Raw genomic sequence first — 21,906 nt, 5'->3', positions numbered from 1 at the left:
GCAGGGGTGCCCGCGCCACCGGATTCCATGACGACAGGGGGAAACAATGAGCAAGCGTTCCGTTTCATTGCTGTTCGCGACCATGCTGGCGGTTGCCAGCGTGCCCGCCATCGCAGGCAAGCAGGATCCGATGGCGATTCCGGTCTACGAAAAGGTGGAGTCCACCAACGGCATTCCACCCACCGCCGCGCGCATCAAGGCCGCGATCATCCATGCGGGCAAGGCACGTGGCTGGACCGTCAGCGGCAGCGAGCCCGGCAGGGTGACGCTGCGCTATGCACCGCGCACGCACGAGGTGATCGTCGCGGTGCGCTACGACGCCAATGGCTACAAGATCGAGTATGTCTCCAGCAAGGAGATGAACTACGAGATCAAGCGCGGCAAGCCCGAGATCCATGGCAACTACAACCGCTGGATCCGCAACCTGGCCATCGATATCCAGAACTCGCCAGTATTCCATCAGGCAGATGCCGGTACTGACGCCGACGCCGAGTCGTCGGCGTCCTCGCCATGATCCGTTTGCTGAGGGCCGGATGGCTGACACTCTGCCTTGCGGCGACGGCAATGCCCGCGTTGGCTGACGACGTGATCCGCACCAGCTCGGTGATCGTGCTGCGCGACGGCTATGCAGGCTATCCGGAGTTCATGAAGGAGTGCGACTGGACAGCCGAACTGCCTGCGCACCTCGTCGAGTATTCGAAAGGTCTGGTAGCGCTTACCGATCAGGACCTCGACGCCGTGCCAGGACGCACGCTGCGCATCCGCATCATGCATATGCGGACTGCCGAAGGCGGAGGATTCTCGGGACCCAAGTGGGCGATGATCCGTGCCGAGCTTTTCGAGAACGGCAAGCTTATCGGCCAATTCCAGCCCTATCGAAGGACGATGACGCCGTTCCGTGGTGCGTGTTCATCGTTGAGCAAGATCAGCAACGCGCTCGCCGCCGATACGGCGGAATGGCTGCGTCGCGGTGATTTCAGGATCCAGTTCGCGGCCGAGCAGAACGAGATCGAGATCGGGCCCGAAGAGGACGTGCCGCCCATCCAGTGATGCCGCGCGCAGGCGTCGCGGAGAATCCGGCGTCCCTCCACATCACCCGAACATCGGGCTTGGCAAGCTGCACCATCCAGCGGCCCGGCCGCCCATCCCCCAGGAGCTAGACCTTGAAACGACTTCTGACCACCGGACTGACCTGCCTGATGCTGGCCGCCGTGCCTGCGTTCGCGGCCGATACCCGCCTTGAACTTCCGTTGCAGGAACTGCTGGATTCGCCGCAGGCGAAGGCGGCGGGCCTCGATGGCAGCGTGCGCTTCTACCTTGCCGGCCAGAAAACACCTGCCGTGGTGTCCCGCTTCGGCGAGGACGTCACCAACAAGAAGACCAACGGCGTGGGCAAGTCCGATGCGGAGTCGTGCCGCTGGGTGGCGCTGTCGGCATTGAAGGCCCTGCAAGAAGGCGCCAAGGACCGCGGTGCCAATGCGGTGATCAACATCACCAGCTACTTCAAGAAGAACGAGTTCAAGAGTCCCACCAACTACGAATGCCATGCGGGCGGCATCATGAGTGGGGTGGCGCTCAAGGGTACCTACGTCAAGATCAAGTAGGACGGGTAACCCGTTCGTTTCCCGTGCGGCCGCCCAAGGGCGGCCGCATGCGTTTCATCAGGGACGATGTTCCGCGTAGGGCGACGTGGCGCCATCGTGGCCAAGGGCGAGTACGGTGTAGGGCACGGCCGCGACACCTTCCACTTCCATGCCGGGAGAACCCATCGGCATGCCTGGCAGGACCAGGCCATGGAGGGCGGGCTTCTCGCGCAACAGACGGCGGATGTCGGACGCCGGCACGTGACCTTCCACGACGTAACCGCCCACTTCCGCGGTATGGCAGGACGCGTGATCAGGGCGGATGCCAAGTCGCTGTTTGACCGGGCTCATGTCGGGCTCGATCCGGTCGTCCACATCGAAGCCCTGTGCGCGCAGATGATCGATCCACAAGTGGCAGCACCCGCAGTGCGCATCCCGGTGGACGGTGATGCGCGGCATCGATGTATCGGCCGCCTTGCGTGTCGGCGCAGAGGCTGGAGACGCGGTCGAGGCGAGCGCGGTGTCCACCGGTACGGTGACCGCCTGCGTGCAGGCGGCTAGCAGGCTCACGAGCAGCAGTGCCGACGTGCGGTGGAGCAGGGCGACGCGATGGTCCATGCGGTTCTCCTGCATCAGAACCAGATCCTCACGCCTGCGACAACGCGCGTATCGCGCGCAGATTCGTCGGCCGCACGTCGCAGGTCGGCGGTATCGCCAACGGCGCGTTCGTGCACGACACCGACATACGGCGCGAAACGGCGCGTGACTTCATAGCGCAGGCGCAGGCCGGCCTCCACGCCGGACAGGCCGCTGGCGATGCCGTGCCCGGGATCGTCCTTGGCCGCCAGATCCACTTCGACCAGAGGCTGGAGGATCAGCCGGTTGGTGATGCGCAGTGTGTACTCGGCCTCGAAGTTCGCGGTGACCTGTCCACCTTCGCCCACGTACGCCGTGGCCGATACCTCGAACCGGTACGGCGCCATGCCCTGCACGCCGAATGCGGCCCAGCTTCGAGCATCGCCGGGCTTGAAGTCGTGCTTCACGCCGGCGACCACGTCCCACCACGGTGACACGCTGTGCCCATACAGCGCCTCCACGTCTGCACTCTCGGTGTGGCCGCCGATGCGCTCGCCCTCGCTGCGCAGCCACAGGCGATCGGTGTCGGTGCCGAACCACGCGATACCTTCCCAGGCCTGGCCGGTACCTTCATCGGCATCCCAGGCTTCCAGCCGGTTGAGCGTGACCTTGGTGTTGAACGCCGGTGCGTGCTGCATGGCGTGGTGGTCGATGGCGGGAAAGGCCGCCGCCAGATCCTCTGCGGTGACGGGCGGAATCGCTTCGCGTGGTGCGGGCGAGGAAGTGCCGTGATCCGCATGGCCCATCGCGGCGTGGTCGTGCTGTGCGTGCTCGTCCTGTTCCGGTACTGCAACAGGTTCGGGCGCAGTGTGTCCGGCGTGATCATGATGCTGCGCGAACGCCGGCGTGGCGATGGCGAGCGCCAATGCGGCCAAGACCGCGATCGACAGTGGGGCAGGGGAGAGGATCGTCTTCATGCCTCGATCCTCACTTCCCGCATCATCCCGGCTTCCATGTGGTAGAGCAGATGGCAGTGGAACGCCCAGCGTCCCAGCGCGTCGGCGCGCACGCGGTAGCTGCGCCGCGTGCCCGGCGGCATGTCGATGGTGTGCTTGCGCAGCTGGAACGCGCCGTCGGCGTTCTCAAGATCGCTCCACACGCCGTGCAGGTGGATCGGGTGCTGCATCATCGTGTCGTTGACCAGCACGATACGCATGCGCTCGCCGTACTTCAGCTTCAGCGGTTCTGCACTGGCGAACGGAATGCCGTCGAACGACCAGGCGAACTTCTCCATGTGGCCGGTCAAATGCAGTTCGACGGTGCGGCCGGGCTCGCGGCCGTCGGGATCGTCGAACAGGCTGCGCATCGCGCCGTACGTCAGTACGGTGCGTCCGTTGTCGCGTAGACCGATGCCGGGATCGTCGAGCTTGGGATCGCTGGCGGAGGACTGCATGTCCACCAGCGGATTGCCTGCTTCACTGGAAGGATGGTTCGGCGCCGTCGATGCCGACGCGTGCGCGCCGTGATCCATCGCGCCCATGTTCGCGCCGCAACCGCCTTCGCCCATCATGGCGCCGCAGCCGCCTTCCATGCCCTTGTGCCCGCCATGGCTTCCCATGTCATGGCCCATGTCCGCCATCGTCAGCAGCGGGCGCGGATCGCGCGCGGGGATCGGGGCTTCCAGCCCATCGCGCAAGGCCAGCGTGCCGCGTGCATGGCCGGTGCGGCCCATGTCCTGCGCGAAGATCGTGAAGGCATCCTGGCCCGTGGGTTCCACGATCACGTCGAACGTTTCGGCGACCGCGATGCGGAACTCGTCGACGCTGACCGGGTGGATGTACTGGCCGTCCGCTGCCACCACGGTCATCTTCAGGCCCGGGATGCGCACATCGAAGTAGGTCATCCCGCTGCCATTGATGAAGCGCAGCAGCACCTTCTCGCCGGGCTTGAACAGTCCGGTCCAGTTGCCGTTGGGCGCCGCACCGTTCATCAGGTAGGTGTAGGTGTGCGCGTTGATGTCGGAGATGTCGGTGGGCGTCATCCGCATGCGCCCCCACATGCCGCGGTCCTCGATCGTCTTCGCCAACCCATCGCGCCGCGCATCACGCACGAAGTCCACCAGCGTGCGCTGGTAGTAATTGTCGTGCTCCGGCATCTTCTTCATGCGCCGGTACAGCGCGGCGGGGTCCAGGTCGGTACAGTCCGACAGCAGCACGACGTGCTCGCGATCGTAGTGGTACGGTGCCGGTTCGCGTGGATCGATGATCAGCGCACCATACAGGCCGGCCTGTTCCTGGAACAGCGAGTGGCTGTGGTACCAGTAGGTCCCGGACTGCTTCAGCTGGAAGCGATACTGGAAGGTCTCGCCCGGCGCGATGCCGTTGAAGCTCAGTCCGGGCACGCCGTCCATGTTCGACGGCAGCAGGATGCCGTGCCAATGGATCGAGGTCATGTCCTTCAAACGGTTGCTGACACGGACGGTGACCGTGTCGCCTTCGCGCCAGCGCAGCGTCGGTGCCGGCAGGCTGTTGTTGACCGTGATCGCAGGCCGCAGGCGGCCGGTGATGTCGACCGGCATCGCGCCGATGTTCAGTGCGAACTCGGTGCCGGTGACCTGTGCGGCACCGCCGCGTCGTGCAGGCGTACCGGCAGAGGCGGGCGGGCGGGCCACGCCGAAGCCCAGCGCGACGCCGCCGGTGGCCAGCCCGGTGACGAATTGGCGGCGGGTGGGCCGGAACGCGCCCAGGCGTCCCGGTGTGGAGTCATCGTGTTTCATTCAGATCATCCTGTGCATCGTCGGCACGGCCATCCACTGTCGTGTTGGCGTCCGTCGTGATCGTGGATCCAGCGCGCCTTGCGCGCAGGACCGTGCGGAAAACCGCAGCGGTGCGGCCTCAGGCCGCCAGGATGGGAGGTCGGTGGCGGTGTGACAGGCGCACGGAGGGATGGGCGTCGTCGCGGTAGGCCGGTGTATCCGTCGCGGGATACGGCGGTGTCCCCAGCGTCGCCAGCCACGTCAGTGCAGGCGCGTGCTGGGCACAGAATCCGTCGCAACTGCCGGCCTTGCAGCAATCGGGCAGGCCGCTGTCGCCTTCGTGATGGGCCGATGGGGACGCGCCTTCATCACCCATGGGCATCGTCATGTCCATGCCTTCATGGCAGGGCGGTTCTTCATCGCTCGCCGCCTGTGCCGCCGCTGCCATGTCCCCGATCGCCATGCGCGTGGCGGCGTGTGCATAGGCCGTGCCGTTGAGCAGCAGCGCAAGGCAGAGCAGGGCGCGGAGCAGGGTGGTGAAGCGGGGCATGGGGCCATCATACGCCATGTGGGCTGACGTACCCTGGCGTAGGGACCTGAACTCGTCCGGGATCGGCCGGCACGATGCCAACGTACGGGGGACACGATATCCTTGGCGCGTTCTTGAAGACTCCGGACAACGTGGCAGGCGCATGGCGGGCACGGTAATGACGAGTAAGGTGCCGGCGGGCGTTCCCACCGATTCCTCCCAGCAGGGTTCGACGTCCAGCCGCATCATCGTGGCGGACGTGGGCGGTACGTACGCACGCCTAGGCTGGATAGACGCCAATGGCGACAACGAGATCCACGACTACCGTCGCTATGCATGCGCCGAGCATGCCGATCTTGCCTCCATCCTTCGCGACTACGGCACCGGCACGCCATGTCATGGCGCGGTCGTGGCGATCGCCGGCGTGCTGGAAGGCGACCGGCTGATCAACTCCAATCTGCCGTGGTCGGTGTCCGTCGAGCAGACCCGCGTGGGCGCCGGGTTGGCCTGGGTGCAGCTGATCAACGATTTCGAAGCCGTGGCCAATGCGGTTCCCACGTTGTCGCCTGACACTTTGTCATCGCTGACGCCGTCGACCATGGCAGCGACGACGTCGCCGGCGCTGGTGATCGGTCCCGGCACCGGACTTGGCGCCGCGGTCTGGATCGAAGGCCAGCCGCCGCGTGTGCTCCCGACGGAAGTCGGTCAGGCCTCGCTGGCGGCGGGCAATGCGCTGGAAATGGAGATCGTCCGTCGCCTGCTGAAGGACCGTCCGTACCTGCACAACGAGCATGTGCTGTCCGGACCGGGCTTGATGAATCTCTACCGGTGCCTGTGCGAACTTCGCGACACTGCACCGGTGCATGCGGATGCCGGCGCGCTGGTGGCCGCGGCAGCATCGGATCCGTTGGCACGGGAAACGCTGGAAACGTTCTGTGGCTGGCTGGGCAGTGTCGTCGGCGACCTGGCAATCATCTTCGGTGCGCGCGTCGTGTACCTGGCCGGCGGCGTGACCGCGCACATCCCGCAGTTCCTGCATGACGGCCGCTTCCTGCAGCGCTATCTCAACAAGGGCGTGATGACCGAACAGCTGGAACGGGTACCGGTGTGGCGGGTAGAGCACGGCCAACTCGGATTGGCCGGTGCGGTGGCGTGGTATCGACAGAACCGCAAGAGTCGGCCAGCCCGGTAACTGATTGCGGACCTTGGATGGGTGGCCGCTCGATCCGGCCGATCCATCGGTTGAAGACCATCAAACCCCGAGCTTAGACATCAAGTTCCGAGCCATCGGGATTGGCCTTGATGCGGTAGGCGCCGCTCTCACGGAAGCTCCGCACGGTGGCGAAGGTGTCTTCCATGAATTGCACGAAGTTGAGCTTGCCGTCCTTGGCACGCGCCAGGATTGACAGTGGCGAGGTCACCGTCTTTTCGAGCGTGGTGGAGCGATAGGTGAAGTAGCCAAAGATGGCAGCGCCATCAGGGTTCTCGAAGCTGTCCTGCAGCTCGAACGCGACCACCGACCAGAAGGTGAAAACATCCTTGAAGGTCTGGACCAGTCCCTCGGTGCCTGCGGTGGTGCCGGCCCAGGGCATGATCTGCTTCAGCTCAGGATTTTCGTAGTTGAGTGAGACGTACATGAAGTCGTCGGTCGTGTACTTCCGCACATGCTCAAGATCGGTCGGGTTCTCCAGGACGGTCCGCAGGAGCACGAGCGGACTGTGGGGGCCGGCCGGAGTGGCCACACTCGGAGCCGGCGCTTCGGAAATCTTCGCAGTGTGGGCATAGACATCGTGTTTCATTGCAATCGTCCTCTCATAGGTTTGTGTCATTGAGGTCAGTCTGGACGTTCTGCATTCGACGGCCTTGGACGGTCCTGCGAATCTGCATGAACCAGCTCCGTATGCACTTTTACATAATAGGCATTATGCGAAATTGCCTTGGTATCGCCGGGCACTGGCATGGATCATGCGTAACCCCTGTTCCACCGGTGATTGCCGCAGCGAATCTGCCCCCGCTACGCCCAGCAATCGCCTCAATTGGGTCCAACAATCGCCGCAGATTTGTTGAGGCTCCTACAAGTTGCCCCGTGATCTGAGAACCGCCAAACAAGTTGCCCCATGCTTGTTGCCGGTAGATCCACCGATGGTCGGTTCGGACCCCAAATACGTGCCGGCAACTTGCCTCCAATTGAGGCTGTTTCCCACAAGACGCCTCAGGCCCGAAAAAAGGCTCCCTAAAAACGCCACATTCTTGGTCGGCCGGGAGCCCCGCGCCACCACGCGGCAATTTGGCAACAAGCTGTTGCCCAACTGAGGCATCCGGCGCGTCCCTAGTTTCGACGCTCCTGAGACCATGGGTACGCTCAAGAGCGCTTTGACAGCCCTCTGACCCATCGCAGCACTTCCTCGTGCGGGATCGTCCGCCCAGCGTCGACGTCAGCCAAGGCTTCGCGGGTCCGGCGATCCTTCTCTTCCTCCGTTAGCTCCGGAGGTAGCGCTGGCAGCTCATCATCGGGTTGCATTTGGACTCAGGCGGACCTGGTTCTCGTGAATATGGGCAGGACCTGCGGATTATCCAAGGCCTCCGGCAAAGGCTGCGACGCGTCGTGGACCATCAGATCAATGACGACATCCACCTCTGAGCATAAGGGCTGGATGGCCGTGGTCACCAGGCGGGCTGACCTCTCGGCAAAGGCCATGTCAGCCACCAGCCAGATCAATAGCCCTGACGGCTGGTTGGCATTCGGGGCTGGACGGGTTTCAAGGAGGTAGGCCGCCGAGACAAAGCTGGCGTGCTCAAGGCTTTGGGCGATCGTTGGAGCCAGCCAGGCGGGTGCACGTTGCGCCGGTCTTACGTCGAATTCGAACGGCACCGGCTTCTCTACCCTCGCCAGGAAGCCCGTATCCAACCATGTCGCGATCTCTTCCGGATACAGGACAATGCCGCCGTCGTTGGGATTGAGCATCAACTTCGCGCCACGCGAACCCTCCAACAGGTCGCGCCCCGGTACCCCCAGGATTTTGACGGCCGCGGAGCTGGCCACCTCCGCCTTGCCCAGCGAGGTAAAGAATGGGATGGCGTCAAAGCCGTCCGGGTGCCGGAACTGGACCAGCCTCGGGGTTGGAGCATCGTCCGAGACAGGCGCATGCACGTAGACCATGGCATCCATCAGCTGTTTGAAGAACGCAAGCTCCTCATCTGAGTCGCCACGGGCTCGCTCGAGCGCAGCCTCCAGGTCTGCCTCCGCGGCAGACGGTCTTCTTCCCTGCGGCCTGGTTGCTCGCTTCATGATCAGATGCGATGCGGGCCAAGGGCAAAGCCGCGAAACCAGTCTGCCTCGAATTCACTCGTCAGATATGGGCGTACGAAGGCCGACTGGGTCAGCTCCCGCAGCCGCTCCTCATGCTGGGCAATGGCCTCGATGTCGCTGACCGTCGGATAGTGCCGAAGCAATCGGTACGCCTCTTCCCGCACCGATTTGGGCACGGCCTGGCTGGCGGCGAGTTCTCTCAGGAACGCGCCGGCCTGCAGCACGTTGCGGGTGCGTTCGGCGGGCAGGGTCATGCGGGGCCTGAGCGTACTAAGGAATACTTAGCTTACAGGCTTCCGCGGATGCTGTGGAGCAAGCGATCGGGCCAGTTGCTTTCGGTGAAAATATGTAATAGAATCAATTACATAGTTCGCATAACGTCGGTTATGTAATCTGCGGCACGGCTATGTGATGACGCATGCCGCTTCGAACGCCGACGCTCGCAGCCTGCCCAACACCCATGGCACGCGCGAGGCCAATTCGGGGGGCGTCACTCCACCCAACGCGTCTACGTAACGGGTCGGTGTCAACGCCAAGCGCATCAACCTTGGTTCCAGATGGCCCAGCAATGCCCGCAAGCGTTCGGCTTGGTCATCGGTTGTCTTGCCGGAGACAACGTACTCACGTTGGATCAGTTGCGCAGCAGCATGCACCTGCACCAGTGCATGATCACAAGCATCAATGATGCGTCCAGCAATTGGTCCTTGCATCGTCGAGAATCCGCGAGCAGCGTGCTCATTGATGAGCTTTTCGATAACTAGCTGAAGATCCTGCTCACAACGTGCAAGCTCCGAGTCCAATTGAGAAGCTACGATCTTGTCTAGCATTTCAGTATCCCTAGCACTCGACAGATCTTACAAAATCGCCGTCGCAGACGCTGAGATCTGCATGATCGATTGCTCCCTTCCATGGCATGGATCGTTTGCGATCGGGGCGAGTGGCCGCGCTGAAGGCCGCTGCCCCGCTCCCCTGCCCTCAGCGAAGGCCTGCCATCTCGCTGCTCTCTTGTGGGCGGAATTGATAGTCAGCTTTGCTCGGCCCGCCGCCCGCCTAGCCGGTCCATTCCGGCGCAGGAGCCCGTGTTGGTACGGACGCCCTCACCGTTGCGTGCGATTTATGCTCCCGACCGGAGGATCTCGCTAGCCGGATGGCTGCTATCGGCCAGAAGCAGACGTCCACCTCACGGCAGCAGCATTGACGAGGGGCTGGGTTGGGCTAGTACCGCTTGCCGAACGCGTCAGTGGATAGAGGACTAGCGGGTAGGCAGTACGGATATGCCCTCGTCGGTCTGGAGCACAGGCTTCATGCTTCCATCCTCGTCGTACTGCAGGTAGTGGACCGTGACCGCACGCCTGCCGATGGCACCGTGCTGGTCGCCGATGGCAAGGGCGGCGTTGTGCAGGAACAGGTAGTCCCTGCCCTTGAAACTGGCGATGCCGGGGTGGATGGTGAAGCTGTACTTGCCGGAGCCCGTGAGTTCGCCGCGATACATCCATGGCCCCTGGATCGAAGGGGCGGTGGCGTAGGACACTTTCTCGTCGCGGTGGCTGGCACGATCAAGCGACGCGTAGGTCAGGTAATAGAGATCGCCCCGCTTGTGCAGCCACGGGCCTTCCTCGAAGTGGGGCGGCGTGATCTCGGTGATCGGGCCGTCGATCTCGATCATGTTCGGCTTCAGGCGGGCGATGTAGCACTGCCGGTTGCCCCAGGCGATCCAGGTCGTGCCATCGTCGTCGGTGAACACCGTCGGATCGATGTCCTCCCAGCTGTGCGTGCCTTTGGGCGTCATCGCGTTGGTGACGAGTGCCGCGCCCTTCGCATCCACGAACGGGCCCGTCGGGCTGTCCGCCACAGCGACCGCGATGGCCTTGCCAGGCTGCGTGTCGTCGTGTTCGACCGCGGCGTAGAACCAGAACCGGCCGTCCTTCTCGATGGCCTGCGACGCCCAGGCATCGGCCTTGGCCCACGCGAAATCGGACACCTTCATGATCGGACCGTGGTCGACCCAGGTCGCCATGTCCGTCGTCGAATAGACCAGCCACTCGCGCATGTTGAACATCTCGTCGCGCTGCGCCTCGTCGTGGCCGACATACAGGTACAGACGATCCCCGACCACCAGTGGCGCCGGATCGGCGGTGAACTTGTCGCGGATCAGCGGGTTCGACCGTGGCGCAGGAGAAGCGGGCGCCTGCGCGGCAGCCTCATCCGCCCACGGAAGCATCAGTGATGCGACAAGGAACAAGGCGCCTGCGGTGCGATGCGGTGTCATGGTGTCTTCTCCTCCGTGTGGACCGCACTCCCCTGCCCTCCGGGTTCCAGCCACCCGTGCATCGCCATCCAGCGTGCGAAGGCGTCGAACCAGCCGGTGCTCGTCGTCGGCTTGCGGTACATGCCGAAACCATGCCCGCCCTGCTCATACAGATGGAATTCGACGGGCCGCCGTGCGGCGCGCCAGCGTTCGACCAGGCCGAACCCGCCACCGGCGAACAGCCCATCGTCGGCGGCAATGGCCACGAACAGCGGCGGCGCATCCGGCGGCACGTCCAGAGGCGCCAATGGACCATAAACGGTACCGATGAAGGCGGGTCTGGCGTCCTCGCCGGCCAGGGTCGTGGCCAGCGTCAACATGGCACCCGCCGAGAAGCCGACCATGCCGATGCGCTGTGGATCGACACCCCACTCTTCCGCACGGGCACGCACGCGTGCGAACGCGGCGCGTGCGTCGGCAATCTGCGGGCCGAGTCGGGAGATCGATGCGGCGGGATCGATCCGGTGCGCGGGTACCGGGCCGGACAGCATCTCGCGCATTGAGTGCGCGAAGCCGTCCAGGTCGACGGGTGTCTGTTCCAGCCGGTACTTCAGCACGAACGCAGCGACGCCGCGATCGGCCAAGGCTCGCGCCACGTCCCAGCCCTCGTTCTGCATGGACAGCGAGCGGAAGCCGCCGCCCGGCGCGACGATCACGGCCGTGCCGGTGGCCTTGGCGGGATCGGGCAGGAAAGGCGTGAGCGTGGCCACGGTGACATTGCGAGCGAACACGCTGCCGTACTGGCGATGCCACGCTTCGGCATGCCGCGCCCCCGGCAATGGCCCGGTGCCGAGCACGATCGCCGTGGGCTGGTCCGGTGCGGCGATGGCGACCATCGCATCCTCCTGCGCGCGGACCGGGCCCACACTCAGCCAGGCCATCGCCACGAGCGCGATACCGTGGAAAGCGGTCATGCAGGAGCGACTCGGGTGCATCGTCATTCTCCAGCGGCAACAACGAAGAGTGCGGTGTTCACCCGGCATCCACCCCGTCATTCGTCGCGTGCATGCCAGGCGAGTTCGAAGGAAAGCCAGTGCTGTTGCCCCGGCTGCAGTACGCGTGGCGCTAGCGAGAACGCGTCCGGCGGGCCGGTCTGCGGCTCGACGCAAGTCGCATGGGATGCGGCGTCGTACACGACCCAGTGATCGGTGTCGGCGCGCAGGTGGAGGCGCTGCCGGCCGCGCTCCAACGCGATCCCGTCATCCGCCACGAAGCAGTCGTCCCACGGACCGGGGATGGGCGCCACCCGCGGCAGCGTCGCGATGCCCTCGCCGTCACGCGGATACATCGCGGTGGGTGCGAATCTCAGGCGGTCGGGCTTGCGGAACCACGGATGCCAACCCAGCACCACCGGCATCGCCTGTTGACCCGCCTGCACGGCGAGTTCGAGATGCAGGCAGTCGCCCAGCACGCGCACCGATTGCGTCGCGGTGCCACCGAACGGCCAATAGGCATCGCGCGGAAGCGCCAGCGATAACGTGGCGCTGTCGGTCTCCCGCATGTCGATCCGCCAGGGCCGCGAGAAGCCGACGCCATGGATCGCGTGTCCACCGAAGTTCACCGGCAACGCATGGGCGCGATCGTCGAGATCGAAGCGTCCTGCACGCACGCGTCCGGCCCACGGCACCATTGGATAGCAACCCCACGCGATGGTTGCGGGCCAACCGTCGTCGGGTCCGATCAGCCAGTCCACGCCGTCGTAGCGGATCTGCGCGATACGACCGCCGGCTTCCGGCGCCAGCGCGACATCCAACCGCCCCGCGCGCAACCAGTGCAACGGGCCCGCCTGCATCGGTGCCAGCGCATCGTCCCAGGCAGCGTGACGCGGATCAGCCGCCATAGGGATCGATCGTGCGGATGCGGCCATCCGCCTCGTGGTGCAGCACGGTGCACTTCGCCGTGCGCAGGTGCGTCACGCCGCCGGAGTGCAACGCATCGTGATAGAAGAGATACCACTTCCCACCGAAGGCGCAGATGGAATGGTGCGTGGTCCAGCCGACAACCGGCGTCAGGATCACGCCGGCATAGGTGAACGGGCCGTACGGACTGTCGCCCACCGCGTAGCACAGCAGGTGGGTATTGCCGGTGGAATACGACAGGTAATAGCGACCCTCGTGCTTGTGCAGCCAAGGGCCTTCGAAGAAGCGACGGGCATGATCGTCGGCACGCAGCGGCACGCCCTGCTCGTCCACGATCACGATTTCCCGCGTGGGCTCCATCAGCGCCCTCATGCCGCCATCCAGTCGCCCCGCCCGCGGTCCGAGTGCTGGCGCGTCGCCAGTCGGCTCCTCATGCGCGGTGTCGTACGCGTTGTCGCGGTAGCGCTGCAACTGGCCACCCCAGATGCCGCCGAAGTACAGGTAGTGCGCGCCGTCGTCATCCTCGAACACCGCTGGATCGATCGAGTACGTGCCGTCGATCGGCGTCGGCTCAGCGACAAACGGGCCTTCCGGCCGGTCGGCGACCGCCACACCGATGCGGAACAGGCCACCGCCGTCCTTGGCGGGAAAGTAGAGGTAGTAGCGGCCATCGCGATGCGCGGCATCCGGTGCCCACATCTGCTTCTCGGCCCATGGCACGTCGCGCACATGCAGTGCGACGCCACAGTCGGTGACCGCGCCCTCCGGCGACTCCATACGCAGCACGTGGTAGTCCTCCATGCCGAAGTGCCCGCCTTCGTCATCGAAGGCGCCACCGCCGTCGATGTCGTGCGAGGGATAGATGTAGAGCCGCCCCTCGAACACATGCGCCGACGGATCGGCCGTGTAGATGTGGGTGACCAGCGGCCGGGAGATCGCATGCTCGGCGAGGCGCTCGAGTTCGACGGCGCACGACGTGGTGTCGTCGTGGGCGGGAGTGTCGTTCATGGGCAGGGACACGGCGTTCACGCGGCTACGCCTGCGGTGCGACGACGCTGGTCGAGCTCGTGTTCGATGCGCGCCTCCATCGGCTTGTCGATCCGATAGAGAAAGAGCAGCGCTACTGCGACCAAGAAGGGAATGGAGCAGTAGACGCTGACGGTCAGACGGATGCCGTCGACGACCGCAGCCGACTGTTCGTCGGCGCCCGCCTGGTAACCGTAGTGCGCCAGGATGCCGGCGACCAGCGCACCGCCGACACTGAGCCCGATCTTCAGGCCGCACAGCATGGCGGAGAAGATGATGGCGGTGGCGCGGCGGTGATTCCTCCATTCCGAGTAGTCGGCGACGTCGGCGATCATCGCCCACAGCAACGGAATGGTGATCCCGTAGCAGAAGCCATGCAGCATGAAGGCGCCGAATGCCAGCGCGACAGCAGTGGGCGGGAACACATAGAACGCGAGCAGGAACAGGGTCGATACGAACAGCGCGCCGCCGAACACGTCACGCTTGCCGAAGCGATCGGCCAGTCTCCGCGATACGCCGATACCCAGGATCATGCAGAGGATGCCGCTGCCGTTGAACAGGCTGAAGGTGGAGGTGGCGGGATCTTCCGGCCACGTGAAGCCGGATAGGCCTGCGCCGGCGAGCGCCGCGTTCAGGGCGGCGATGAACCCGTCGAACCCCGAGTCCGAGAGGAAGGCCGCCAGCGCCGCTTCGTCCATGTAGTACTGGAAGTAGTAGATGTAGGTGCCGCCCTTCAGTGCCAGGTTGACGAACACCAGTACCGTCAACGCCAGCATCACCTGCCAGGGCCGGTTGCGCGCGAGGTCCGCGAGGTCCTGCATGACCCCCGCGGACTGCGCCTTCGTCGGCACGATGCGTTCGCGCGTGGTGGCGAAGGTAATCAGGAAGAATGCCGTCCCTACCACGGCGAAAACGGTCATCACGCGTTCGAAGCCGACCACGCGGTCGCCGTCGCCAAGGATCAGCACCAGCGGCATCAGCAGGACCTGGATGATGAACTGCGCAATCATCACCGCGACGAACCGATAGGCCGACAGGCTGTTGCGTTGTGCCATGCTGCCGGTCAGTACGCCGCTGAGTGCGGAGTACGGCAGGTTGTTCGCCGCGTAGACCAGCACCAGCAGACTGTAGGTCATCAACGCATAAGCGACTTTCCCGCGTTCGCTGAAGTCCGGCGTACTGAAGGCCAGCAACGACAGCACGCCGAACGGCACCGCCGTCCACAGGATCCACGGCCGGAACCTGCCCCAGCGTGTCGACGTGCGGTCCGCGGCAATGCCGATCAACGGCGTGAATACGAAGGCACCCAACAGGCCGACCACGAAGATGATCGTCGCCGCCGTCGCCGCCGGCAGGAGGTAGACATCGGTGTAGAAGAACGCAAGATAGGTGATCAGCGTCTGGAAGATCAGGTTCGCCGCCAGGTCACCCAGGCTGTAGCCCAGCTTTTCCCGGATCGATAGCGTGTGGTCAGTGCTGGCCATGCGTCGGCTGTCCTGGACGTCGTGGAAAGAAAGAATGGGGGATGACGCGGTACGTTTCGCTCATTTCGCGGTGACCTCGAAAGGTGCATGCGCGCGGATATCGGCACTGGATCCGCCCACGCGCACCTCGTAGGGACCGAGCGGCACCGTGTAGGCGCCGCGCGCCTCGTCGTAGCGGCGTAGGGACTGCTGCGGCTCCAGTTCGAACACGACCGTGCGCCGCTCGCCGGCCGCCAGGTGGATGCGCTGGAAGCCGCGCAGTTCCTGCTGCGGATCGCCGGGGCCAACCGTCAGCGGACGGACGTACAGCTGCACCACCTCATCGCCCGCCCGCTTGCCCGTGTTCGCCACGTCCACCTGCACGCGCAGGCGACCGTCCGCGGTGACCTTGCGTGCGTCGGTGCGCAGGTTGCGGTAGTCGAAGCGGGTGTAGGACAGGCCGTGTCCAAACGCATACAGCGGCGTGCCGCGGAAGTAGCGGTAGGTGCGGCCTTCCATCGTGTAGTCGTCGAACGCCGGCATCGGCTGGTCCGCCGTGTAGAACGTCACCGGCAGGCGGCCGGCGGGATTCGCGTCGCCGAACAGCGTCTCGCCCACCGCCGTGCCGCCCCGCTGCCCCGGATACCAGGCCATCAGGATGGCCGGCAGGTTCGCCTGCGCCCAGTCCACCGCCAGCGCGGAACCGCCGGTCAGCACCAGCACTACCGGCTTGCCGGTGGCATGCAACGCTTCCAGCAGGGCACGCTGTGTTGCGGGCAGGCGCAGGTCGGTCCGGTCGCCACCGGCGAAGCCCGGATAGTTGACCGTCATTTCCTCGCCTTCGACATCGCCGGTTAGCCCCCCCACGAATACCACCACGTCGGCGTTGCGCGCGATGTCGAGGGCCTCCTCGAACGGCGGTTTGGCGCCCGGCATGCGCCAGGCCAGGCGCACGCCGGCATCGCGTTCGGCGTCGTAGTACTCCAGTCGCAGGTCGTAGGCGCGTCCGGCGTCCAGGTCCAGGTCCACGCCGTCGCTGCGCAGGCGGTCGCTGTTGGTCCAGTGGTCGAGCACGCGCGTGCCGTCCACGTACAGGCGGAAGCCGTCGTCCGCGGCTGCCTCGATCCGGTAGTGGCCCGACACGGGTGGCAGCAGCTGCCCGCTCCAGCGGATGCTGAAGCGATCGTTCGGCACGCCCTGCCCGGGTCCAGCCTCGCCACGCGCCTGCAGGTTGTCGGTCGGCGAACCGCGATCCCAGCGGAAGCCGATCTGCGCATCGGTGCGCACCAGGGCGGGCGGCCCGGACAGATCCTGCGTGCGGAAGTATTCGCCGCGCAGACCGCGCTCGGGAGAATCGGGCGACGGTCGCAGGTAGGCGGCCTCGATGAGGGGGGTGGCCGCTGGATCGTCACGCCCTTCCACCAGGTCCACGCCGCGGGCGTAGCTCACCTCGACGCCCTTCGCGGCATCACGGATGCCCTGCAGGATCGTCACCGGTGCGGCCGGCGTACCGAAGTAGTTGCCGAGCAGCGCCATCGTGTCGTCGGCGGTCGGGCCGACCACGGCGATCCGCTTCAGGTCGCGCGATAGCGGCAACAGGCCGTCGTTCTTCAGCAGTACCAGCGATTCGCGCGCCGCCTTCGCCGCCAGTGCGTCGTGCGCCGGCGCCTGGTTGACCGCGTACGGAATGCGCGCCCAGCGCACGCGCTCGGGCGGATCGAACATGCCCAGCCGCATGCGCGCGGCGAACAGCCGGGTGACTGCATCGTCGATCTTGGCCTCGCTGATCAGGCCCTGCCGCACCGCCGCGGGCAGCGTGGAATATTCCTCCCCGCATTCCAGTTCGGTGCCGTTCTTCACCGCCAGCGCGGCGGCCTCCTCGCGCGTGGCGACGATCTTGTGGTGCTTCCAGATGTCGACGATGGCCCAGCAATCGGAGACCACGTAGCCCTTGAAGCCCCAGTCGCGGCGCAGCACGTCGCGCAGCAGGAACCTGCTCGCGCTGGCGGATTCGCCATAGACGCGGTTGTAGGCGCCCATCACCGCGTCCACGTCGCCCACCTTCACCAGCGCTTCGAACGCAGGCAGGTAGGTGTCGTACAGGTCGCGCTTGCTCGGCCGCGCGTCGAAGTGATGGCGGTCCGCCTCCGGACCGCTGTGGACAGCGAGGTGCTTCGCGGTCGCGTCCAGCTTGCGGTACACCGGGTCGTCGCCCTGCAGGCCGCGCACGAACGCGACGCCCATGCGCGCGGTGAGGTACGGATCCTCGCCGTAGGTCTCCTGCCCCCTGCCCCAGCGCGGATCGCGGAAGATGTTGATGTTCGGCGACCAGAACGTCAGGCCCTGGTAGCGGCCGTGCTGCCCGTCGCGGACGAACTGATGGTGCTTGGCGCGCGCTTCGTCGCTGATGGTGGTGGCCACCTCGCCCATCAGCGGCACGTCGAAGGTGGCCGCCAGGCCGATGGCCTGCGGAAACACCGTCGCCTGTCCGGCGCGTGCCACGCCATGAAGCGCCTCGTTCCACCAATCGTAGGCCGGCACGCCCAGTCGGTCGATGGCCGGCGCCGCGTTCTGCATCTGCGCGGCCTTCTCCTCCAGGGTCATTTCCGCGACCAGTGCCGCAGCACGCGCTTCGAAACTGCGGGAGACGTCGAGCCACGGCTTCGCGTCGGCCGCCTGCGCCGAAGGCGATGTCCACGCAGCTGCGCACAGCGCCAGCGCGCACAGCCCGGGCGCGACGCGCCGGGCGAGGGAAACGGACACCATCGTCATCATCATTCGCTCCTCTGAGCGCGCTCGTCGCGCGCGTACGGTCCCAGCAGTGCACCGACAAAACCGCCGGCACGATCGGTACTCAGCACGGTGCCGTCGACCTTGCTGGCCAGCATCCGCCATCCACGGCCATCGCCGGCGTCGAAGGCGAAGCCGTAGTCACCCTCGTCGCCCTCGATCTTCAGCCGGAGCGCGTCGGTCGCCTCGATCTCGTGCGTCGCCAGCGTGCGCGTGGCGCCGCTGCCGTCGCGCGCTTCCAGGAACACCGCCATGCGATTCCCCGTCGTGCGACGTATGCCGAGGAAGTACCAGTACGCCTCGCTCTGGAACGCCGCCAGTCCGGCGGCCACGCCCTCCCCGGGCGCGGTCATCTCGGTGCTGGCCTCGAAGCGCAGGTGCTGTTGTCGGCGACCCAGGAAGGCCGGGTTGCGAAGCGTCTCCAGGCCTTCCGTCAGCGGCGTCAGCGCCAGCGAGCCGGGACGTGCGGCCAGGTTCGCCCAGGCGGTCTTCGGCACGCGCACGCGCAGCCAGTCCGAGGCGAGCGCCGGGCCCTCGAATTCGTCGCGATGCACGAAGTTGCCGGTGGACGGCGCCTGCGTGGCGTCGCCGCGCATCCACGAAGGCGCCTTCACGACGTAGGGGATGGTCTGGTCGGCGGGCAGGATCTCCGGCCATCCATCGCGCCACTGCACCGGCAACAGGTAGGTCTCGCGCCCGGTGTTGTAGTGGCGCTGCTGGTAGTTGCGGCTGGCGAGGAAAACCGCCCACCACGATCCATCCGGCCCTTCCACCAGGTCGGCGTGGCCCGCATTGGTGATCGGCAGCGACCGGTCCGCAGACAGGTCGCGCTGGGTCAGGATGGGATTGCCTGCGTACGGCACGTAGGGCCCCCATACGTCGCGGCTGCGCAGGACCACCTGCGAATGCTGCGGCCCGGTGCCGCCCTCCGCATCGGACAGGTAGTACCAGCCGTCGCGCTTGTAGATGTGCGGCCCCTCGATCCAGATCGGATTCTTCTCCGGCTCCACGCCGCCGTCGATGAGCACCTTGCGCGGACCGATCGGCTGGAAGCGCGCCAGGTCGATCTGCTGCATCCAGATGGCGCGATGGCCGTCGTAGCGCGCCGGTCCCGGCGGTTCGTCGTTGTTGAGCAGATAGACCTTGCCGTCGCTGTCGAAGAACAGCGACGGATCGATGCCGCCGATGCTCGGCAGCCAGTGCGGATCCGACCACGGTCCCGCCGGGTCGCGCGCGGTGGCGATGAAGTTGCCGCCGCTGTCGGTGGCCGTGGTCACCACGTAGAACATGCCCTCGTGGAACTCGATGGTCGGCGCAAAAATGCCGCGCGAGACGCTCAACCCGTCGAAATCCAGCTGCGTGGGACGGTCGATGACGTTGCCGATCTGCTTCCAGTGCACCAGGTCCGCGCTCTCGAACACCGGAATGCCGGGGAAGTAGGTGAAGCTGGAGTTGACCAGGTAGAACTTGCCGTTGGCGGCGACGATGCTGGGATCGGCGTGGAAACCCGCCAGCACCGGATTGCGGTAATAACCTGCCGGCAGGGGCGTCTCGAAGGCGGTGTCGCGACCGGTGTATTCGAACCAGTCGAAGTACACCGGAGGCGCGGCGGGCGGCTGCGCATGCACGTGCGTGGCCAGCACCAGCAGTGCGGCGATCAGCACGCCACGCGCGCCGCGACGGCGCCCGCGGCATGCGCCTGCCTCGCCTCGATCGTCCTCTGGGATGCGCAGGGAGAACAGCTTCATCGGGGCACCTCGGTCGTCGTGAGGAAAAGTTCGAAAGGACCGGCCGGCAGGCCGGCGGTATCGCGCAGCGTGCAGACCGGGCCGTCCGCCCAGCAGTAGCGCACCCGCGTCGCATCGATCACGTGTTCGCCGCGCAGGACGACGGCGTTCCCGTCGAGCGTGGCGTCCGCGTACGCGCAACGCGTTTGCCGGTCGCAGAGTTCGAAGCCGATGGGACCGTTCGAGCCCGTCGTCGTCAGCGCGCCGGTGACGCCGTCGAACACGATCCGCACGCCCTCGGCGGCATGCGTCGCGTTGTGCGCGGACGGTCCGGACGGCGCAAGCCCGCGCTCGCCGTAGACGATGTGGCGCGCCACACGCGCCAGGCGTCGGCCCAGTTCCTGTTTGTTCGGCGGATGGATGTCGTAGGCATCGCCGATGTCGATGGCGATCGCCAGTCCGGCATCCGGATCGTCCGCGACCACCCGCCGTTGCGCCTCCCGCAGCCCGGCCCAGCCGCTCTCTCCCGGCGTGGACGGCGGCATGCCATAGCCCGCCAGCTGCACGACCAGCAGCGGCATGCGACGGCCGAACTGCCGCCGCCAATCGTCGCGCAATATGCGCAACCGCGCGGCATAGGCGGCGCCCTCGCCGGTGTTGGACTCGCCCTGGTACCACAGCATGCCGCGCAGGCCGTAGTCGCCCAGCGGCGCGATCATGCCGTTGTACAGCGTCGACAGGCCGTTCGCCGTCTGCCACGGCGCGCCGGGCGGCGTGTCGTCGCCGGGCGCGGGCCGGTAGCGCCACGATGGGTCGAGGACCACGCGCGTACCGTCGTCGAAACGCACCGCATGCGCGCTCGCCGGACCCGCGAGCCCGCCATCGCGATAGGTGTCCAGCACGTTAACCACCACCCTGTTGGCACCCGCTTTCAGCAAACCCGGCGGCAACCGGTAGTGGCGTGGCTCGCCCGCGCCGCTCCCACTGCCGACCGGCACGCCGTTCACCCAGGTCATGTCGGTTTCGTCGGCCGGCGCCAGTTCCAGCGTGGCGGGCATCGCGGCCTGAGCCGCCGTCAGCGTCACCTGCGTGCGGTACCAGACCATGCCGTTGTAATCCGCCAGCGCAGGTATGCCCCAGCGTTCCCACGCACCGAGCGACGCAGGCGCGGCACGCCAGCCGGTATCGGAGGCATCGGACCGCCACGGCATGTCGCCGGGCACGGCGCCGGCACGCGCGGTCCACCAGCGCTCCCAATGCCGCCCCCACTGCGCCAGCGCCGCCGCGGGATCGTGTGCGTAGCGCGCAAGGACATCCAGCGCCTCATCCATGCCGCCACCGGCACGCAAGGCATCGGCACCGGTCCAGGCTTCGATGCGCGACCCACCCCAGGCGGCCTGGATGAGCCCCATCGGAACATCGACGGTCTTCTGCAGTTCGCGCGCGAAGTAGAAGCAGGCGGCGGAAAAATCGCGCGCCGTCTCCGGCGAAGCGACCTTCCACGCGGTAGTACTCTGGAACGCAGCCTGCGGCGCCACCGCCGCCGCCTGCGGCACGGTGAACAACCGGATGCGGGGATGCGCGGCCGAGGCGATCTCGCTGCTGGCGTCGAGCGCACGCCAGACCGGGAGTTCCATGTTCGACTGACCTGAGCACAGCCACACATCGCCGATCATCACGTCGCGCACGACCTGCGTCGCCTGCCCAGCCCTGGCCACGAGGTCGTACGGTCCACCGGTCGCCAGCGGCCGCAGCGTCGTCCGCCAGCGCCCGTCGTTCTCCGCACGCGTCGTGACCGTCTCGCGCGCGAAGGTGACGGTAACCGTTGCGCCCGCGCCGGCGTTGCCCCATACCGGGATCGGCCTGTCCCGCTGCAGCACCGCATGGTCCTGGAACAGCACGTGCAGCAGCGGTGCCTCCTGTGCGTACGCGCCGCCGGCGAGGAACAGCAAAACGAGCGCCATGGCCTTGCCTGACAGC

Annotated in this window: 20 protein-coding genes; 4 read left to right on the top strand and 16 right to left on the bottom strand. The window is 66.1% G+C overall.

The annotated features are described in order from the left end of the window. The first annotated feature begins 46 nt into the window (after positions 1-46). The 3 genes from IB225_RS19645 (at position 47) to IB225_RS19635 (ending at position 1,604) form a co-directional block, all read left to right on the top strand. Entirely contained in the window at positions 47-514 is a 468-nt protein-coding gene (locus IB225_RS19645) for a hypothetical protein (RefSeq protein WP_192314496.1), read from the top strand. A gap of 50 nt (positions 515-564) precedes the next feature. Beyond that, positions 565-1,050: a hypothetical protein gene (locus IB225_RS19640; RefSeq protein ID WP_192314493.1), complete on the top strand. Its 486-nt coding sequence runs from the start codon at positions 565-567 to the stop codon at positions 1,048-1,050. Between the two features lie 149 nt (positions 1,051-1,199). Next, positions 1,200-1,604, top strand: a complete 405-nt coding sequence (locus IB225_RS19635) for an excinuclease ATPase subunit (protein WP_192314727.1) — start codon at positions 1,200-1,202, stop codon at positions 1,602-1,604. 57 nt (positions 1,605-1,661) lie between these two features. On the opposite strand, the gene IB225_RS19630 is transcribed toward IB225_RS19635, so the two are convergent. The 4 genes from IB225_RS19630 to IB225_RS19615 all read right to left on the bottom strand — a co-directional run bounded on the left by IB225_RS19630 (position 1,662) and on the right by IB225_RS19615 (position 5,464). Continuing rightward, entirely contained in the window at positions 1,662-2,201 is a 540-nt protein-coding gene (locus tag IB225_RS19630) for a DUF411 domain-containing protein (RefSeq protein ID WP_225584143.1), read from the bottom strand. 14 nt (positions 2,202-2,215) lie between these two features. Then, entirely contained in the window at positions 2,216-3,136 is a 921-nt protein-coding gene (locus IB225_RS19625; RefSeq protein ID WP_192314491.1) for a copper resistance protein B, read from the bottom strand. Further along, positions 3,133-4,935 carry a copper resistance system multicopper oxidase gene (locus tag IB225_RS19620; RefSeq protein ID WP_192314488.1) on the bottom strand — a complete coding sequence of 601 codons (1,803 nt, stop codon included), beginning with the start codon at positions 4,933-4,935 and terminating at the stop codon, positions 3,133-3,135. The genes IB225_RS19625 and IB225_RS19620 overlap by 4 nt, the downstream gene beginning before the upstream one ends. Before the next feature lie 118 nt (positions 4,936-5,053). Continuing rightward, positions 5,054-5,464: a CopL family metal-binding regulatory protein gene (locus tag IB225_RS19615; RefSeq protein WP_192314485.1), complete on the bottom strand. Its 411-nt coding sequence runs from the start codon at positions 5,462-5,464 to the stop codon at positions 5,054-5,056. Positions 5,465-5,621: 157 nt separating this feature from the next. Between IB225_RS19615 and IB225_RS19610 the strand changes: the two genes are divergently transcribed. Then, positions 5,622-6,635: a glucokinase gene (locus tag IB225_RS19610; protein WP_192314482.1), complete on the top strand. Its 1,014-nt coding sequence runs from the start codon at positions 5,622-5,624 to the stop codon at positions 6,633-6,635. A 73-nt stretch (positions 6,636-6,708) separates the two neighbouring features. On the opposite strand, the gene IB225_RS19605 is transcribed toward IB225_RS19610, so the two are convergent. From IB225_RS19605 to IB225_RS19550, 12 genes are all read right to left on the bottom strand, one after another. Further along, positions 6,709-7,242, bottom strand: coding sequence for a hypothetical protein (locus tag IB225_RS19605; RefSeq protein ID WP_225584141.1), 534 nt, complete (start codon positions 7,240-7,242; stop codon positions 6,709-6,711). Between the two features lie 728 nt (positions 7,243-7,970). After that, positions 7,971-8,732 carry an SseB family protein gene (locus tag IB225_RS19600; RefSeq protein WP_192314479.1) on the bottom strand — a complete coding sequence of 254 codons (762 nt, stop codon included), beginning with the start codon at positions 8,730-8,732 and terminating at the stop codon, positions 7,971-7,973. A gap of 2 nt (positions 8,733-8,734) precedes the next feature. Further along, entirely contained in the window at positions 8,735-9,007 is a 273-nt protein-coding gene (locus IB225_RS19595; protein ID WP_192314476.1) for a BPSL0761 family protein, read from the bottom strand. 150 nt (positions 9,008-9,157) lie between these two features. Then, entirely contained in the window at positions 9,158-9,580 is a 423-nt protein-coding gene (locus tag IB225_RS19590; protein WP_192314473.1) for a hypothetical protein, read from the bottom strand. A gap of 425 nt (positions 9,581-10,005) precedes the next feature. After that, positions 10,006-11,022: a glycoside hydrolase family 43 protein gene (locus IB225_RS19585; RefSeq protein ID WP_225584140.1), complete on the bottom strand. Its 1,017-nt coding sequence runs from the start codon at positions 11,020-11,022 to the stop codon at positions 10,006-10,008. Then, positions 11,019-11,975 carry an alpha/beta hydrolase gene (locus IB225_RS19580; RefSeq protein WP_225584138.1) on the bottom strand — a complete coding sequence of 319 codons (957 nt, stop codon included), beginning with the start codon at positions 11,973-11,975 and terminating at the stop codon, positions 11,019-11,021. The genes IB225_RS19585 and IB225_RS19580 overlap by 4 nt, the downstream gene beginning before the upstream one ends. Before the next feature lie 77 nt (positions 11,976-12,052). Beyond that, the gene (locus IB225_RS19575) at positions 12,053-12,901 is read right to left on the bottom strand and encodes an aldose epimerase (protein ID WP_192314468.1); all 849 of its coding nucleotides are present in this window, start codon (positions 12,899-12,901) and stop codon (positions 12,053-12,055) included. After that, complete coding sequence (locus IB225_RS19570) at positions 12,891-13,928, bottom strand: glycoside hydrolase family 43 protein (RefSeq protein ID WP_192314466.1); 1,038 nt, start codon at positions 13,926-13,928, stop codon at positions 12,891-12,893. The genes IB225_RS19575 and IB225_RS19570 overlap by 11 nt, the downstream gene beginning before the upstream one ends. Positions 13,929-13,945: 17 nt before the next feature. Continuing rightward, positions 13,946-15,430, bottom strand: coding sequence for an MFS transporter (locus IB225_RS19565; protein ID WP_192314464.1), 1,485 nt, complete (start codon positions 15,428-15,430; stop codon positions 13,946-13,948). Positions 15,431-15,490: 60 nt separating this feature from the next. Beyond that, positions 15,491-18,175: a glycoside hydrolase family 3 protein gene (locus IB225_RS19560; protein ID WP_192314716.1), complete on the bottom strand. Its 2,685-nt coding sequence runs from the start codon at positions 18,173-18,175 to the stop codon at positions 15,491-15,493. Positions 18,176-18,183: 8 nt separating this feature from the next. Next, positions 18,184-19,947 carry a glycoside hydrolase family 43 protein gene (locus IB225_RS19555; protein ID WP_192314462.1) on the bottom strand — a complete coding sequence of 588 codons (1,764 nt, stop codon included), beginning with the start codon at positions 19,945-19,947 and terminating at the stop codon, positions 18,184-18,186. After that, positions 19,944-21,890, bottom strand: a complete 1,947-nt coding sequence (locus IB225_RS19550; RefSeq protein WP_225584150.1) for a sialate O-acetylesterase — start codon at positions 21,888-21,890, stop codon at positions 19,944-19,946. The genes IB225_RS19555 and IB225_RS19550 overlap by 4 nt, the downstream gene beginning before the upstream one ends. Positions 21,891-21,906 lie beyond the last annotated feature (16 nt).

This window comes from Pseudoxanthomonas sp. PXM02 (assembly GCF_014851805.1).
Lineage (GTDB): Bacteria > Pseudomonadota > Gammaproteobacteria > Xanthomonadales > Xanthomonadaceae > Pseudoxanthomonas_A.
This window is presented reverse-complemented; position numbering and strand designations above follow the sequence as displayed.